At 42.4% G+C, this 15,750-nt stretch carries 14 protein-coding genes; 6 read left to right on the forward strand and 8 right to left on the reverse strand.

The window, feature by feature from the left end:
* Positions 1-69 precede the first annotated feature (69 nt).
* The 4 genes from aspS to hflX all read left to right on the forward strand — a co-directional run bounded on the left by aspS (position 70) and on the right by hflX (position 5,070).
* Positions 70-1,815, forward strand: coding sequence for an aspartate--tRNA ligase (gene aspS / locus JWQ54_RS23325; protein ID WP_299589967.1), 1,746 nt, complete (start codon positions 70-72; stop codon positions 1,813-1,815).
* Positions 1,816-1,827: 12 nt separating this feature from the next.
* Positions 1,828-2,022, forward strand: a complete 195-nt coding sequence (locus JWQ54_RS23330) for a hypothetical protein (RefSeq protein ID WP_299589969.1) — start codon at positions 1,828-1,830, stop codon at positions 2,020-2,022.
* A gap of 168 nt (positions 2,023-2,190) precedes the next feature.
* Positions 2,191-3,498, forward strand: a complete 1,308-nt coding sequence (locus JWQ54_RS23335; protein WP_299589970.1) for an amidohydrolase — start codon at positions 2,191-2,193, stop codon at positions 3,496-3,498.
* A 387-nt stretch (positions 3,499-3,885) separates the two neighbouring features.
* Positions 3,886-5,070, forward strand: a complete 1,185-nt coding sequence (hflX, locus tag JWQ54_RS23340) for a GTPase HflX (protein ID WP_299589972.1) — start codon at positions 3,886-3,888, stop codon at positions 5,068-5,070.
* Between the two features lie 112 nt (positions 5,071-5,182).
* On the opposite strand, the gene JWQ54_RS23345 is transcribed toward hflX, so the two are convergent.
* The 4 genes from JWQ54_RS23345 to JWQ54_RS23360 all read right to left on the reverse strand — a co-directional run bounded on the left by JWQ54_RS23345 (position 5,183) and on the right by JWQ54_RS23360 (position 9,676).
* Positions 5,183-5,977 carry an undecaprenyl-diphosphate phosphatase gene (locus tag JWQ54_RS23345; RefSeq protein WP_299589973.1) on the reverse strand — a complete coding sequence of 265 codons (795 nt, stop codon included), beginning with the start codon at positions 5,975-5,977 and terminating at the stop codon, positions 5,183-5,185.
* A 181-nt stretch (positions 5,978-6,158) separates the two neighbouring features.
* Positions 6,159-6,446 carry a DUF3098 domain-containing protein gene (locus JWQ54_RS23350; RefSeq protein WP_299589974.1) on the reverse strand — a complete coding sequence of 96 codons (288 nt, stop codon included), beginning with the start codon at positions 6,444-6,446 and terminating at the stop codon, positions 6,159-6,161.
* A 71-nt stretch (positions 6,447-6,517) separates the two neighbouring features.
* Positions 6,518-7,396 (reverse strand): permease-like cell division protein FtsX, encoded by an 879-nt coding sequence (locus JWQ54_RS23355; protein ID WP_299589975.1) that lies wholly within the window; start codon positions 7,394-7,396, stop codon positions 6,518-6,520.
* Positions 7,397-7,699: 303 nt separating this feature from the next.
* Positions 7,700-9,676 (reverse strand): dehydrogenase E1 component subunit alpha/beta, encoded by a 1,977-nt coding sequence (locus JWQ54_RS23360; RefSeq protein ID WP_299589976.1) that lies wholly within the window; start codon positions 9,674-9,676, stop codon positions 7,700-7,702.
* A 262-nt stretch (positions 9,677-9,938) separates the two neighbouring features.
* Here JWQ54_RS23360 and JWQ54_RS23365 point away from each other — a divergent pair, with 262 nt between their 5' ends.
* Positions 9,939-10,793, forward strand: coding sequence for a DUF4198 domain-containing protein (locus tag JWQ54_RS23365; RefSeq protein WP_299589977.1), 855 nt, complete (start codon positions 9,939-9,941; stop codon positions 10,791-10,793).
* A 155-nt stretch (positions 10,794-10,948) separates the two neighbouring features.
* Here the strand turns inward: JWQ54_RS23365 and JWQ54_RS23370 are convergent, their stop codons facing one another.
* From JWQ54_RS23370 to rpiB, 3 genes are all read right to left on the reverse strand, one after another.
* On the reverse strand, positions 10,949-12,334 hold the full coding sequence (locus JWQ54_RS23370; RefSeq protein WP_299589978.1) for a LutB/LldF family L-lactate oxidation iron-sulfur protein: 1,386 nt from the start codon (positions 12,332-12,334) through the stop codon (positions 10,949-10,951).
* Between the two features lie 86 nt (positions 12,335-12,420).
* Positions 12,421-14,010, reverse strand: a complete 1,590-nt coding sequence (locus JWQ54_RS23375) for a M28 family peptidase (protein ID WP_299589979.1) — start codon at positions 14,008-14,010, stop codon at positions 12,421-12,423.
* A 103-nt stretch (positions 14,011-14,113) separates the two neighbouring features.
* The gene (gene rpiB, locus JWQ54_RS23380; RefSeq protein WP_299589980.1) at positions 14,114-14,548 is read right to left on the reverse strand and encodes a ribose 5-phosphate isomerase B; all 435 of its coding nucleotides are present in this window, start codon (positions 14,546-14,548) and stop codon (positions 14,114-14,116) included.
* A gap of 13 nt (positions 14,549-14,561) precedes the next feature.
* Here rpiB and JWQ54_RS23385 point away from each other — a divergent pair, with 13 nt between their 5' ends.
* Positions 14,562-14,729 carry a hypothetical protein gene (locus JWQ54_RS23385; protein ID WP_299589981.1) on the forward strand — a complete coding sequence of 56 codons (168 nt, stop codon included), beginning with the start codon at positions 14,562-14,564 and terminating at the stop codon, positions 14,727-14,729.
* Positions 14,730-14,808: 79 nt separating this feature from the next.
* Here JWQ54_RS23385 and tatC read toward each other — a convergent pair whose 3' ends face one another.
* Positions 14,809-15,699 carry a twin-arginine translocase subunit TatC gene (tatC, locus tag JWQ54_RS23390; RefSeq protein ID WP_299589982.1) on the reverse strand — a complete coding sequence of 297 codons (891 nt, stop codon included), beginning with the start codon at positions 15,697-15,699 and terminating at the stop codon, positions 14,809-14,811.
* Between the last annotated feature and the right edge of the window lie 51 nt (positions 15,700-15,750).

Raw genomic sequence — 15,750 nt, forward strand, 5'->3', positions numbered from 1 at the left:
TTTCGGACTTCCGGACTTTCGGACTTTCCGACTAAAACCCTACTTTTGCAGACTTTTTAAAACACAATCATGTTAAGAACACATACTTGCGGCGAATTAAATATCAGTCATTTAGGTGAAACGGTAACTTTATGCGGTTGGGTGCAAAAATCACGCGACCTTGGCGGAACAACATTTATTGATGTTCGCGACCGTTATGGATTAACCCAGCTGGTTTTTAATACCGATAGTGATGCTACACTGCGCGAAGTAAGCAGAAGCCTTGGTCGTGAGTTTGTGATCAGGGTTACCGGCAAGGTGCTGGAGCGTACCAGCAAGAATGCAAAAATGGTAACCGGCGATATTGAAATTGGTGTAACCGATATAGAAATATTGAATGCGGCAAAAATTCCTCCGTTTATGATAGAGGATGAAACCGATGGCGGCGAAGAGCTTCGCGCTAAGTACCGCTATCTTGACCTGCGCCGCAATCCTATCCGTAACAACCTGATGCTGCGCCACAAAATGGCACAGGAAGTGCGCAAATATTTGGATGGACGTGATTTTATCGAAGTGGAGACCCCGGTGCTGATCAAATCGACTCCCGAAGGCGCGCGCGATTTCGTGGTGCCAAGCCGCATGAACCCAGGTGAGTTTTACGCTTTGCCACAATCGCCGCAAACATTTAAGCAATTGCTGATGGTTAGCGGTTTCGACCGTTATTTCCAGATTGTAAAATGTTTCAGGGACGAGGACTTAAGGGCCGACCGTCAGCCTGAGTTTACACAGATTGACTGTGAGATGGCTTTCATTACCCAGGAAGATATCTTAAACATATTTGAGGGGCTAACCCACCACCTGTTTAAAACAGTAAAAGGTATTAATCTGCCTGCTATCTCAAGAATGCAGTATGCTGATGCGATGCGTTTATATGGTTCTGATAAGCCGGATATCCGTTTCGGGATGGAGTTTGTTGAACTGAATGATGTTGTTAAAGGCAAAGGGTTCAGCATTTTTGATAATGCCGAGCTGGTTGTGGGTATTAACGCAAAAAGCTGCGCCGATTATACCCGCAAGCAAATTGATGAATTGACCGAATGGTTAAAACGCCCGCAAATTGGCGTTACCGGGATGATCTATTGCCGTTACAATACCGACGGTACTTTAAAATCTTCAGTTGACAAGTTTTATAATGAGGATGAACTGACCAACTGGGCAGCTGCTTTCAACGCTGAGCCGGGTGACCTGATATTGGTGCTTGCCGGACAAACAGATAAAGTACGTAAGCAATTGAACGAGCTGCGGCTGGAAATGGGTAACCGTTTGGGCTTGCGCGATAAAAATACTTTTGCCGCATTATGGGTACTTGATTTTCCTTTGCTTGAATGGGATGAAGAGACTGGCCGTTACCATGCCATGCACCACCCGTTCACTTCGCCAAAACCAGAGGATATTGCCATGCTGGACACAGCACCTGGTGAAGTCAGGGCGAACGCATATGACCTTGTGATTAACGGTACCGAGATAGGCGGTGGTTCAATCAGGATCCATGATCGTGCTTTGCAGTCACTAATGTTTAAGCATTTAGGCTTTTCGCCTGAAGAAGCACAGAAACAATTTGGCTTTTTGATGGATGCCTTTGAATACGGCGCACCTCCGCATGGTGGTATTGCGTTCGGCTTCGACAGGTTATGTTCAATTTTTGCAGGACTGGATTCTATCCGTGATGTGATCGCTTTCCCTAAAAATAACTCTGGTCGCGATGTGATGATCGATACTCCCTCGACCATTGCTGATACACAGATGAATGAATTGAAGATAAAGACGGTTTTATAGCCGATGTTGTAGATGGAATCAGTAATCATATCAGGTAATTCGAAAAAGGATATTAAGCTTTTAGCCGACATCGCTCAAAAGATGGGTTTATCTGTTAAATATTTTACTGAGGATGATATTGAGGATTTTGTAATGGCAAAAGCAATAGCTGAAGATAAAACAGGGGAATTGATTGATACGGATGAATTTCTAATATCAATCAAATAAAATCTCCGTGTCACTCAGTGCATCCTTTGCGATCTCTACTGGTTAACTTTTTACCACAGAGATCACAAAGAGGGCACAAAGATCACTGAGATAAGATTTCGTGTTTTTAAAAAACTCAAGACTTTTTGGGCTGTCAATTATTTTTTATATTAGGGGAAAATCCTCCATATGAAAAAATTATACCTGTTTCTCTTTCTCGTTTCTTCCATATCTGCATTTGCACAAACAAAATCAGTTAAAGAGGATGTTAGCAAAAAAGCCTATGCACTTCAAGACCAGATCATAGCCTGGCGGCGTGATTTTCACGAACATCCTGAACTGGGTAACCACGAGGTTCGCACTTCGGGCATCATTGCTAAATATTTGCAGTCATTGGGGCTTGAAGTAAAAACAGGCGTAGCAACCACAGGTGTTGTAGCCATATTGCGCGGTGGCAAACCCGGGCCGGTTGTGGCCCTCCGTGCCGATATGGATGCACTGCCAGTAACAGAACGTACCCCTGTGCCCTTTGCATCAAAAGTAAAAACCATATACAACGGGCAGGAAGTTGGTGTGATGCATGCCTGCGGACATGATTCGCACATGTCTATCCTGATGGGTGTAGCTGATGTTTTAACTTCAATGAAAAAGGACTTACACGGAACGGTTAAATTTATTTTTCAACCCGCAGAAGAAGGATTACCCGCCGGTGAAAAAGGCGGCGCCGAAGAAATGGTTAAGGAAGGCGTAATGGAAAATCCGCATGTAGATGCCGTATTTGGTTTGCACATTCAATCTTATCAGCCTGCGGGTACTATAACCTATCGCCCTGGCGGGGATATGGCTGCGGTGAACCCCATGAAGATTGTTGTAACCGGTAAACAGGCGCACGGGGCTTATCCATGGTCGAGCGTTGATCCTATTGTAACATCGGCGCAGATCATCAACGCCCTGCAAACTATTGTTAGCCGCAACCTGCAAATAACCCGCAATGGTGCTGTAGTGACTATCGGTGCTATTAATGGCGGCAACCGGTCAAATATTATTCCCGAAACGGTAACCATGTTAGGTACTATCCGCACCTTAAATGATGATGATGAGAAAATGATTATAGAAAGGGTTAAAACTATCGTTACTAAAACAGCCGAAGCTGCAGGCGCTACCGCAGAAGTTACCATACCCTTTGAACATCATTATCCGATAACTTACAACAATCCGGCATTAGTTGCCCAAATGCTGCCAGCTTTGCAGGCAACCGCCGGTAAAGAAAACGTTTCCCTGCGTAATGCTGAAACCGGGGCAGAGGATTTTAGTTTTTACGAACAAAAAGCGCCGGGAATTTTTATTCACTTAGGCGGGATGCCTAAAGGCGGCGACCCTGCGAAAGCACCGGCACATCACACACCTGACTTTTTTATTGATGAAAGCGGATTTACACTGGGTGTAAAAGCATTGTGTAATTTAACGATTGACTACATGGCCGCACATAGCAAGTAAGCGGGAGGTGGCCCCATCGGGGTCCAATATCGGTAGAAAAGCAGAGAAAGGTACTTTGTCAGGTACGGAACCTCACGTTCAGAAAAAAGCCATCATCTTTCCCCTGTTTCCGAAGGAGAGAGGGTCGCCGGGCGAAGCAATGCCCGGGTGAGTCAACCCGCCGCGCATTTACGCCAATGCATTAGCGTAAATGTAGCGCGCATATTTACCCACCCGGTCGACTCCGCTAGCTAGCGGATGGACCTGCCTTCCCTTCGCTGCGCGCAAGGAGGGCTAAAAAACCCGGGTGGACGTGTATATTAAGAATAACCACCAATTTCTTCTGCAAAAAAGTCTTAATGACTGCCATTTTATTATATTGGCATCCATATTGTAAATCATTAGTTAATGAAGCAAAAATTTTATGATACTGCTGTGAAGCAGGAAAGAGCTGTTTTGGTGGGTGTAATAACCCAGGGCGAAACAGATGAGCAGGCGAAGGAGTATTTAGAAGAACTTGAATTTTTAGTGGCTACGGCTGGTGCCGAAACGGTAAAAAGTTTCACGCAAAAACTGCAGCGGCCGGATAGGGCTACTTTTGTGGGCTCGGGCAGACTGGAAGACATTAAAGCCTTTGTCATAGAAGAAGAGATTGATATGGTGGTTTTTGACGATGAGCTTACCCCATCGCAATTACGTAATATTGAAAATGAATTACAGGTAAAGATCCTTGACCGTAACAACCTGATCCTGGATATTTTTGCCGGCAGGGCGCAGTCAGCCCAGGCTAAATCGCAGGTTGAGTTGGCACAATTGCAATACTTGCTGCCCCGCCTAACCCGTTTATGGACCCACCTGGAACGCCAGAAAGGTGGTATCGGGATGCGTGGTCCGGGTGAATCGCAGATCGAGACGGACAGGCGTTTGATCCTGAACAAGATCTCCCTGCTTAAAGACAAGCTGAAACAAATAGACAGGCAAAACGAAACACAGCGTAAAAACAGGACCCAGATGATCCGTGTGGCTTTGGTGGGCTATACCAATGTAGGCAAATCAACCATCATGAACATGATTTCCAAATCGGAGGTGTTTGCGGAGAATAAGCTGTTTGCTACGCTTGATACTACAGTAAGGAAAGTAGTGATTGAGAATGTTCCTTTTCTGCTATCAGATACCGTAGGGTTTATCCGTAAGCTGCCGCACCAATTGGTTGAATGCTTTAAATCGACACTGGATGAGGTTCGTGAAGCGGATATATTGGTGCATGTGGTAGATATATCACACCATAACTTTGAAGACCAGATAAGAACAGTAAACGAGACATTGAAAGATATTGGCGCTATAGATAAAAGGGTTATTACCGTTTTTAATAAGATAGATGCCTTTCAGCCGGAGCAGCATCAGTTAGAAGAGCAGCAGGATCCGCTTACATTACGCGATTTCAGGAATAGCTGGATGGCCAAAAACAACTGCCCTGCAATATTTATATCAGCCACCAAAAAAGAAAACATTGAAGAATTCAAAACGCTGTTATACGAAGAGGTGAAAGAGATCCATACGGCAAGATACCCGTATGATCAATTATTATATTGATAATCTTGTAGAGGCGTGATGCTTCGCGTTTACCTTAGAAAGGTATAAAAAATTCAATCTGAAATACAAAACAAAAGACGCAGTGCATTGCGTCTTTTATTGAAAAGAATATTTATACCATTTGCAAATTGTGCCCGCTAACTATCAGCCCGATAATTATCGCACCCAAAACTATGCGATACCAGCCGAAGATCCTGAACCCTTTTTTCTCTAAAAAGGTAATGAATGATTTGATAGCCAGCATGGCAATAATAAATGCTATAACATTGCCGATCGCTAAAAATTTGATCTCCTCGCCGGTAAAAACATGACCCTCTTTGTGAAAGTCCCAAAGCTTTTTTGCGGTTGCAGCAAACATGGTAGGCACAGCCAAAAAGAATGAGAATTCGGCAGCGGCTGTGCGGTTGAGCTTTTGCGACATACCCCCAACAATTGATGCAGCTGAGCGGGAAGTGCCGGGAATCATGGCGAGGCATTGAAAAAAGCCTATTTTAAGGGCAGTAAGGTAATTGATGTCTTTTTCTTCTTTTATTGTAGGCTTATTAAACCATTTATCAACAAACAATAATATGATACCGCCAACAAACATGGTGATGCCTACAGTAAGCGCGCTTTCAAGCAGACTATCTATTTTTTTACTGAACAACACGCCAAAAACAGCTGCCGGTATAAAAGCCACAAAAAGTTTGTAATAAAAGTTTAATGATTTTAAGAACCTTTTATAGTAAAGTACAACTACCGATAAAATTGCACCCAACTGGATAGCAATAGTAAAAAGCTTTACAAAGGGATCGGAAGCTATGTTCATTACAGATGAGGCAATGATCATATGGCCTGTGGATGATACCGGCAAAAATTCTGTCAGTCCCTCAATAATTGCAAGGACTATAACATGGATAATGTTCATAGGGTTGGGGGCAAGTTTATTAAGTTGATTGGGTTGGATTAAGTTGAATAAGTTTTAGCTGGTTGATGATTTTTAAACTCAATCAACCACTCTCCTAATCAACTTTCACAGGTTTATTAAGTTGCTTGGGTTGGATTAAGTTTTATCAGGTTGATAATTTTTAACTCAATCAACCAATCTCTCAATCAACTTTCACAGATGGCTTCTTAAATATTGCAAAAAACCCCAGGGCAAAGCCTCCTAATACAACTATTGGGGCAATAACAATTTTAGTAGCGCTGTAAATATCAGTTGTGCCGCTCATTAATATAAAACCAAATGCTACAACAGCAATGCTTATAATAAATAAGCGGTAATTGCCTTTATCAAATATAAAGCTTACTGGTTTTGTTTCTGTTGATTTATATGCCGGCTTGGCAGCGGTTGTGTTTTTAACCGGAGCAGTTGGTTTAAATTGTTGTTGTGCCATGTTATTGAATATTTTTGAATTATTAAATTTTTCTTAAATCCGAAATCGAAAATCCGACCTCCGAAATACCCCTACCTATACAGGTTATATATTTTTAAACGTAAAAATTTGTTCACTGCCAAAAAGGTGCTGAACCCTGATATAAAGATCCCTATGCCTAATATCATTACAAATATTAATCCGAATTCTGTATAATTCCTGAGGATGATCAGGTCGGGAATTTCTTTGTAAGCGAGGGATAGGGTCCCTACTAAAATTACTATCGCGATCAGTCCGCCTAAAAGGCCATGCCAAATGCCATAAAGCATAAACGGCTTGCGGATAAACCCTTTTGTTGCGCCAACCAGCTGCATTGATTTGATCAGGAAGCGCTGCGAATAAATGGCCAGCCTGATGGTGTTATTGATCAGGGCCACTGATAAAACAACAAATATGCCCGCAAATACCAGGATGATCAGGCTTATAGTTGTAATGTTCTCATTCATCTGGTCAACCAGTGATTTTTGATATTTTACTTCCTTTATCAACGGGTTTTTTAGCAGCCCGGCCTTGAATTTTTCTATATCAGCATTGTTTGCATATTCAGCTTTAAGGTAAATATCCAATGATTGTGATAGGGGATTATATCCAAGGAATTTTACAAAATCTTCACCCAGGTCTTTTTGCAGGTTCCGGGCAGCAAGCTCTTTACTTACATACTGGGTTTGCTTAACCATTGTATTGCCTTCTATTTGTTTTTGCAATTGCAATACATCGGTTTCATGCGCTGCATCATCAACGAAAACATTCAGCACAATATTTTCCTTTACATACCTGGACAGGTTGTTTGCTTCAACCAATATCAGCCCAAGCAGCCCTATCATCGACAGTACCATAGCAATGCCAAAAACGGTAGAAATATATATCGTTTTAGTTTTTTTTGACGATGCGCTTGCTTCAAATTCTTCCATGTGTATTTAGATATGAGATTTGAGACGTGAGATTTGAGACCTGTTTATTGCCTCAATTCCAATGCCCTTCACCTTCCTGATTTGCGAAAATAAGAAACCTAAGCCTAAAGGTAAAAGTTTATCTGTTATAATTATCGTTATAGCACTTAAACAGCAATAAGTTTAACAAAAATTAACGAAAGGAATGACACGAATTTGTGCGAATTGAATCGAATTTCACGAATTAGGATCTACAAAGTCCCGTAATTAATCTTCAACTGTAAGGTTAATTCGTGAAATTCGATTCAATTCGTGCCTTTAATTTTAATAGTTCAGTAGCTTTTCCATGGTTTCTTCAAGGCGGGATTTTGCTAAAAACTGATCTTCAAGCGCTTTGTTCATAGGAATGGCGGTATCAAGGCTTGCACAGCGCATAATGGGTGCATCCAGGTATTTAAAGCAATGCTCTGCCAATTGTGCTGCTATCTCGCCGCCAAAACCGCTGGTTAAAGTATCTTCCTGCAATATTAATACCCTGCCGGTTTTTTTTGCGCTTTTTTCAACAGCCTCATTATCCCATGGTTGTAAGCTGCGCAGATCTATTATCTCCACAGATAGCTCCGGATGCTTAGCCGCGTATTCAATAGCCCAGTGAACGCCTAATCCGTAAGTAATAATACTGGCTGTTTTGCCTTCTTGTATCACTTTTGCCTTACCTATCTCCACATAATAATCGCCATCAGGTACATCGCCGCTGGTGCTGCGGTATAAGTATTTATGTTCAAAGTACATTACGGGGTTTGGATCGTCAATAGCAGCCATCAGCAGTCCTTTGGCATCATCCGGGAAGGCGGGGTAAACAATCTTTAGTCCTGGTGTTTTGGTAAACCAGGCCTCGTTGCTTTGCGAATGAAAAGGGCCTGCGCCGGTACCTGCTCCCGCAGGCATCCGGATCACCACATCAATCCCCTGTTCCCAGCGGTAATGTGTTTTTGCCAGGTTATTTATTATTTGGTTAAAACCAACGCTAACAAAATCAGCAAACTGCATTTCCATAACGGCTTTATAGTCATTAATAGCCAGCCCCATAGCGGCGCCCACCACACCTGATTCGCAAATGGGGGTGTTCCTCACCCTGTCGCGGCCAAACTCCTCCACAAAACCCTGTGTAATTTTAAACGCACCGCCATATTCTGCAATATCCTGGCCCATTATCACCAGGTTTTCATGCTTGCGCATGCCCTGCCTTAGCCCATCGCTTATGGCATCAATGTAACGCCTGGTTGTTGAATGGCTGGAAGGTTGAAACGTTGGAAAGTTGTAAGATTTATACATATCCTTCAATTCGGTTTCAACATCGGGGATCAGATCCGGTTCATTAAATACTCTTTCAATTTCGGATTCTATCTGGGCGAAAAACTCCTTTTTCATCTGCGGAATCCATTCGGGGCGAAGCACATCTTCAGCCATCAAATAATTTTCAAAATTGCGAATAGGGTCTTTCTCCTTCCAGGTATCAAATAAATGCTCCGGTACGTACTTTGTGCCCGATGCCTCTTCGTGCCCACGCATCCTGAATGTCATACACTCCAGCAATACCGGACGCGGATTTTCGCGCATGCCGGCTGCCAGCTCACTCACGGTATGATAAACCTCCAGCAGGTTGTTGCCATCAATACGACGCCCTTCCATGCCGTAGCCTATGGCTTTATCAACCAAATATTTACAATTATACTGCTCGCTTACAGGGGTTGATAAACCGTAGCCGTTATTTTCTATTAAAAATATTACAGGCAGGTTCCAAACCGCGGCAATGTTTAATGCCTCGTGGAAATCTCCTTCGCTGGTAGCGCCTTCGCCCGTAAATACAAGTGTGGCCTTTTTGCGTCTGCTCAATACATCGGCAAGGGCAATTCCATCAGCGAGGGCAAGTTGCGGGCCCAGGTGTGAGATCATGCCGACGATCTTATATTCCTGCGTACCGAAATGAAATGATCTGTCGCGGCCTTTGGTAAAGCCCGACGCTTTTCCCTGCCATTGCGCCATTAGCCGCGAAAGCGGGATTTCCCTTGCGGTAAAAACACCCAGGTTGCGGTGCATGGGTAAAATATATTCGTCGTTATTCATGGCCAGGGTGCTGCCAATGGCAATGGCTTCCTGCCCGATTCCCGAAAACCATTTGCCTATGCGCCCCTGCCGTAAAAGGATCAGCATTTTCTCTTCAACAAGGCGCGGCCATAATAACTTTTTATAAAATTCAATTAATTGGTTACTATTTAGGTTTTTTCGATCGAAAATCATCCAACAAAACTACTGAAGTTTTTAAAACTTTGTATGTTTGAGGGATGGTTCATTAGTTTAATGGTTCATTAGTTCATTGGGTGGGTAGTTCAATAATTAACAGGTGGTATTTGCGGCGGTTTATTTAATTTTTTACTGCGTAATAATTGCCTGATCTTTTAATTAACGAACAGATCCGCGGACTAATAAAACATTAACAAAGTGCCTGGTATTAACCGTGGCACCAATGAATTAATGAACGCCTGCACCAATGAACAACAAAATGAAACGTACTCCACTTTTACTTTTAATACTTGCAGCAGCCATCGGACTAGCCGCAACCACGCACGATTTTTTCCTGCTGCCCGAATTGTTTTTTATGCATAAGGGCGATAAGCTTAACCTGCACTTACTAAGCGGTGATACGTTTACAAAAGATGCAGAAATAAGCTACCAGCCTGCAAAAACCATCCGGTTTATGCTATATAACGGCTCAAAAAAAATTGATTTAACAAAAGCCGCGAAAGATAGCGCCGTGCCTGTATTAAATTATGAAATGTTGAATAGCGGGCAGTCGCTTATCGAAATGACGAGGGGATATGAATTTAGCTTTACTTCCCGCGATAGCTATGCTGAATTTTTAAATAACCAGGGACTGGATAAAATGGCCGAAAAAGTAAAGAGCGGCAACCAGTTTAGGGTTAAGGAAAAATATACGCGATACTTAAAAACACTGGTTTCTGTTGATAATACAGATGGAGACGCTTATAAGAAGGAGCTTAACGAAGATTTTGAGATTATTTTAAAACAAAATCCATACAAGAAAAGGTACGGCGATGATATGGTTGCGGTGTTAAAGTTTAAGGGTAAACCTGTAGCTGCGGCAGCTATCACATTATACATAAAAACCATAACCGGCAACGTGTATACACAAAACCTTGCAACCAGCAATGATGGTGAAGTAACCTTTAACATGAGCAGGGAAGGGGTTTATTTGTTGCGGAGCGTAAAGATTGAACCAACTAAAGATAAGGACGCCGATTACGAAAGCTGGTGGACCTCATATACATTCCCCTTCAGCAGTTCAGAAGATCTGCCAAATACCTACAAGGAATTTGGATTTGGGAATAAGCATTGAGTTGAATGCGGAGTGCGGAAGGTTGAATGCGGAATTATTTAGAATAATAATTACTCAATATTGAATGTGGAAGATCTGCAAAGAGACACTGGTTTCCATTTACCCGATCAATATTCCGCAATTGGCATTCCGACTTCCGCACTAATCACTAGCTTCTAATCTCTAATCCCATTCCGCTCTTTATACATTGTACTGAAGGATTTATCAGCAACTTTTGGCATTTCTTTATGATGGCCCCAGGTTTTTTTGAAGAAGGTGCGGAGCATAAAGTTTTTTGTTTTTCCGCTTAAAAAATCTGTAAGCTTACGGCTAAGCATTCCTTTTTTCCAGAGCGACCAGCCCCATGCTTCTTTTGTGGTTACCAGGTGCTCTTTTACAGAATCGCGGCGGTTAAGCAGCAGCATTTTATGAATTTCAATTTTAACCGGGCATACTTCGGTACATTTTCCGCACAGGCTTGACGCATAGCTTAAATGCTTAAACTCCTCCATCCCTGCCATGTGGGGGGTTATAATGGAACCGATAGGGCCGCTGTAGGTGGTTTCGTAAGTATGGCCGCCAATGTTCTTATAAACCGGGCAGGCATTAAGGCAGGCGCCGCAACGGATACAATATAAGGCCTGGCGCTGTTCTTTTTGAGCAAGCAGGTTGGTGCGCCCGTTATCCAGCAATACCACATACATTTCATCCGGGCCATCAGTTTCATCAGCCTGGCGCGGGCCACTCAATATGGTATTGTAAACAGTTAAGTTTTGCCCGGTGCCATGTGTAGCAAGCATAGGCCAAAAAAGATCAAGATCAGCTATGGAAGGGATCAGCTTTTCTATACCTACAACAGCAATATGTATTTTAGGGAATGATGTGCTTAAACGCGCATTTCCTTCGTTTTCGGTTATAGCAATGCTGCCTGTATCGGCAATTAAAAAATTAGCGCCGGTAATACCTACATCGGCCTGCACATATTTGTCCCTTAACAGTTCCCGGGCCTTTTGGGTAAGCTGCTCAGGGGTAAAATCAAGAGGGGTACCAAAGCGCTCATTAAACAGCTTTGCAATGTCTTCTTTTGAAAGATGCATGGCAGGCGTAACAATGTGATAAGGCCTTTGCCCTAACAATTGAACAATGTACTCGCCAAGATCGGTTTCTAATGATTCGATGTGATGTTTTTCAAGAAATTCATTCATCTGAATTTCTTCGGTAACCATTGATTTTGATTTTACAACGGTTTTTGCACCAGCCTTTTTAATAATATTAAGGATCTCGCGGTTAGCTTCTTCGGCATCATTTGCCCAGATCACTTTACCGCCGCGTTTCTGGAAATTGGCTTCAAACTCCGGCAAGATCTTATCCAGGTTTTCCATCACTTTCCACTTTATCACATGCGCTTTACGTTTGGTGTTTTCAAGGTTTATGATCCTTGATAAGCCTTTATCTACAGCGGCGTCATACTTACCAATATTGTAATTGATAATGCGCCTGTGATCCATGTCAAAAGCCTTATCTTCCGATGTGACCAAGAATTCTTCAGCAGTACTTCCCATATTTACGAAGATAAAGTTTTACAAATAAAAAAGGATAGGCAAATATACCTATCCTTTTGTGTACTGCTTAATTGTACCGGTAAAAACTATTTCTTTCCATCCACCACTGGGCGGGTATCAGCATTTACCAGGTCCCATGCGGTATAAAATACCAGTTGGGCACGTTTGGCTAATAATGGGAAGTTGATCTTGCTTACTTCGTCGCCTGGCTGGTGATAGTCGGCATGTACGCCGTTGAAGTAAAATATGATGGGAACGCCATGTTTGGCAAAATTGTAATGATCTGAACGATAATAAAAACGATTAGGATCATTAGGATCATCATATTTATAATCCATGTCCATTTTAGTATAGGTCGAATTGGCTTTTTCACCAACTTTATGCAGGTCGGTACTTAACATTGATGAGCCAATTACATACACGTAATTTGCAGAATCCGGCTTGCCGATGTACTCCTGACCAACCCGGCCAATCATATCAATATTTAGATCAGTAATGGTATTAGCTAACGGAATTACCGGATGATCTGTATAGTATTCAGACCCCAGTAGACCCTTTTCTTCGCCTACATTACCTAAAAACAGGATGCTGCGGCGGGGGCCATGGCCATCTTTCTTAGCTTTTGAAAAAGCTCTTGCAATTTCAAGGACGCCGGTAGTGCCTGAACCGTCATCATCGGCACCGTTGTTAACGCGGTCTTTTGCGCCTTCAGGCAATATGCCGATATGGTCGTAGTGAGCCGAAATTACCAACACTTCATCTTTTAGTTTCGGGTCGCTGCCTGGTAAATAACCTAATACGTCAACTGCTTTTACATCTTTTGTTTCGGTAGCAAATGAGGTTGATATTTCAGCTTTTATAGTTTGTGTTTGCGGCTCACCTGCGGCGTCAATGGCAGCTTTTAATTCTGCATAAGTTTTGCCGGAGTTTTTAAGCAGCTGGTCGGCAAGCTCTGTTGTAATATTATAAACTACAGTTTGCGTGTGTGGCTCTGCAGCATCTTTTTTAATAGATAATTGCCCGGCACCTATCTGGCTGCCGAATCTTTTTAAAATATTAGCAACATTTGGTCCGGCAGATAAAATTAAAGCAGGGTTTTTACTCCTTAAAAATTGAATCCGTTTTGCGCGATTAGTGCTCCAGTCTGATTTTTTATCAGTGCCGGTAATTTTTGAAACACCGTTGCTGAAAGGTTCACCATCGTTTATAAACAGCACAACCTTACCGGTTATATCTGTTCCTTTTAAGTCATCATATTTATCAGAACCAATCCCGTATCCAATAAAAACAATATCACTGGCAGTTATCGTTTTTGCATCGGCTGATCCTGATCCATAAAAATCAGTGCCGCTGGCAAAACTTTTTCCGTTTGCTGTAAATGCAGTTACTTTAAAAGCATTTTCAACCAATGGAATATCCAAAAAGTAAGAATTGCCGTTTACAATTGGCTGTAAGCCTAATGATTTAAACTCATCGGCAATGTAATGGGCAGCTTTATCAGCACCGGGTTTGCCCGTTTCGCGGCCTTCAAATGCATCTGAAGCTATGATGCTCAAGTGCTTTTTAGCCAGGTCGGCACTAATAATTGGGGCATATTTCATGGCAGTTGGATCTTGCTGTGCGCAAGCCCCGGTTACCAGCCCAATTGAAGCGATTGTTAGTAATAATTTATTCATATAATGGTCAGTTTGTTTTTTTTAGTTCATGGTTCATAGTTGATGGTTCATGGTAAAAAGAAAAGAAACCTTTCGCCTTTTACCTTTCAGCTTTAACCTCAAATCAACACGATATTTTATCCACCCTGGTTGCATGGCGGCCACCTTCAAATTCGGTGCTTAAAAATATCTCTACAATCTTTTTTGCTTCTTCAATGGAAATATGGCGGGCGGGGATACATACTATATTTGCGTTGTTGTGGCTCCGAGATCTTTCGGCCAATTCCTCATTCCAGCATATAGCTGCGCGGATGCCCTGGTGTTTATTGGCGGTTATAGCTACGCCGTTCCCGCTGCCGCATACTAGTATGCCAAAATCAAAATCGCCGCTTTCAACGGCCAAAGCCACAGGATGGGCGAAGTCGGGATAGTCAGCAGAAGCATCAGAGTAGGTTCCAAAGTCTTTAACTTCTTTCACATTCAGTCCTTCAATAAGGTCTTTTTTATAGTCAAAACCGGCGTGGTCAGCGCCAATGGCAATCTTTAGCCCTTTATTCATAACATCAAATTTAATGATTATTGTAAGGGGCGAAGGTAAAATTTTTGTGGGAATAAAAGATGATGTGCGAATGTGCGGATATGCAAATGTGCGGATAGGGGAAATGATGTGCGGATGCGTGGATATGCAAATGTGCGGATTAGCGAATCAAAAGATCATTCGCACATCCGCACATCAATAATTCGCACATTAACTTATGTGTGCGGATTAGCGAATCAAAAGATCATTCGCATATCCGCACATTCAAAATCCGCACATTACTATGTGTTCATCAACTCCTTAGCATTGCGCCTTCTTTCGACAACGCCGGCAACTATAATGCTTAACTCATATAAAAATAATAGCGGAACTGCTACAACTGTCATGGTCAGTGCATCGGGTGTTGGCGTTACTATCGCGGCTATTATCAAAATAACCACTATTGCATAACGCCTGCTGCTGCGCATCAACTTAGGCGTTAAAAAGCCAAGGCTCGACACTATATAAACCAAAATGGGCAGCTGGAAAACCACACCGGTAGCAAGTGTCAATGTTGATACTGAAGAAATATAGGAATCGATATCGAACAGGTTTTGGATACTTGGACTGACTATAAATCCAGCTAAAAACCGAATAGATAAGGGTGTAATTATAAAATAGCCAAACATCACCCCCAAAATGAAAAGGAAGGAGGCATAAAATACAAAACCGGTTGCGGCCTTTCTTTCTTTTTCGTGAAGAGCTGGTTTAATAAACCGCCACAATTCCCAAAACAAGTAGGGTATACCTAAAACAAGCCCTATCATTAAGGAGGAATTGATTTTCAGTGTAAATTGCCCGGCCATCTCTGTGTTAATCAGATTAACATGGATGCTTTGTACACAAAAATCCTTAGCGCTAAACCAAGCGGGAATTAATCTTTGAAATAACTCACCCATATTGCACATCATGCGGTAGGCCCAAAAGTTGGGATGAGTAGGGGCCATTATTACATTCTCAAAAATTTCATCGTAAAAGGTGTACGCTGCAACCGCAAAAATAATTACGGCCAGGGCAGCGCGGATAAGGTGCCATCTTAAAGCTTCTAAATGCTCAAAGAATGACATTTCACCTTCTAACTCATTCCCTTTATCTTTTATTGCTTTAATTAGCTTACTACCTATGTTGGCCATTGTTGAAAATAAAAACCCGGCTTAAATTGCCTGGAGCAATATACACGTTTA

The organism is Mucilaginibacter sp. (assembly GCF_028288225.1).
GTDB lineage: Bacteria > Bacteroidota > Bacteroidia > Sphingobacteriales > Sphingobacteriaceae > Mucilaginibacter.

What these genes read in the sequence shown, in the direction of transcription:
- aspS (WP_299589967.1), top strand. Translation starts at nt 70, where the DNA reads ATGTTAAGAACACATACTTGCGGCGAATTAAATATCAGTCATTTAGGT.
- JWQ54_RS23330 (WP_299589969.1), top strand. Translation starts at nt 1,828, where the DNA reads ATGGAATCAGTAATCATATCAGGTAATTCGAAAAAGGATATTAAGCTT.
- JWQ54_RS23335 (WP_299589970.1), top strand. Translation starts at nt 2,191, where the DNA reads ATGAAAAAATTATACCTGTTTCTCTTTCTCGTTTCTTCCATATCTGCA.
- hflX (WP_299589972.1), top strand. Translation starts at nt 3,886, where the DNA reads ATGAAGCAAAAATTTTATGATACTGCTGTGAAGCAGGAAAGAGCTGTT.
- JWQ54_RS23345 (WP_299589973.1), bottom strand. Translation starts at nt 5,977, where the DNA reads ATGAACATTATCCATGTTATAGTCCTTGCAATTATTGAGGGACTGACA.
- JWQ54_RS23350 (WP_299589974.1), bottom strand. Translation starts at nt 6,446, where the DNA reads ATGGCACAACAACAATTTAAACCAACTGCTCCGGTTAAAAACACAACC.
- JWQ54_RS23355 (WP_299589975.1), bottom strand. Translation starts at nt 7,396, where the DNA reads ATGGAAGAATTTGAAGCAAGCGCATCGTCAAAAAAAACTAAAACGATA.
- JWQ54_RS23360 (WP_299589976.1), bottom strand. Translation starts at nt 9,676, where the DNA reads ATGATTTTCGATCGAAAAAACCTAAATAGTAACCAATTAATTGAATTT.
- JWQ54_RS23365 (WP_299589977.1), top strand. Translation starts at nt 9,939, where the DNA reads ATGAAACGTACTCCACTTTTACTTTTAATACTTGCAGCAGCCATCGGA.
- JWQ54_RS23370 (WP_299589978.1), bottom strand. Translation starts at nt 12,334, where the DNA reads ATGGGAAGTACTGCTGAAGAATTCTTGGTCACATCGGAAGATAAGGCT.
- JWQ54_RS23375 (WP_299589979.1), bottom strand. Translation starts at nt 14,010, where the DNA reads ATGAATAAATTATTACTAACAATCGCTTCAATTGGGCTGGTAACCGGG.
- rpiB (WP_299589980.1), bottom strand. Translation starts at nt 14,548, where the DNA reads ATGAATAAAGGGCTAAAGATTGCCATTGGCGCTGACCACGCCGGTTTT.
- JWQ54_RS23385 (WP_299589981.1), top strand. Translation starts at nt 14,562, where the DNA reads ATGATTATTGTAAGGGGCGAAGGTAAAATTTTTGTGGGAATAAAAGAT.
- tatC (WP_299589982.1), bottom strand. Translation starts at nt 15,699, where the DNA reads ATGGCCAACATAGGTAGTAAGCTAATTAAAGCAATAAAAGATAAAGGG.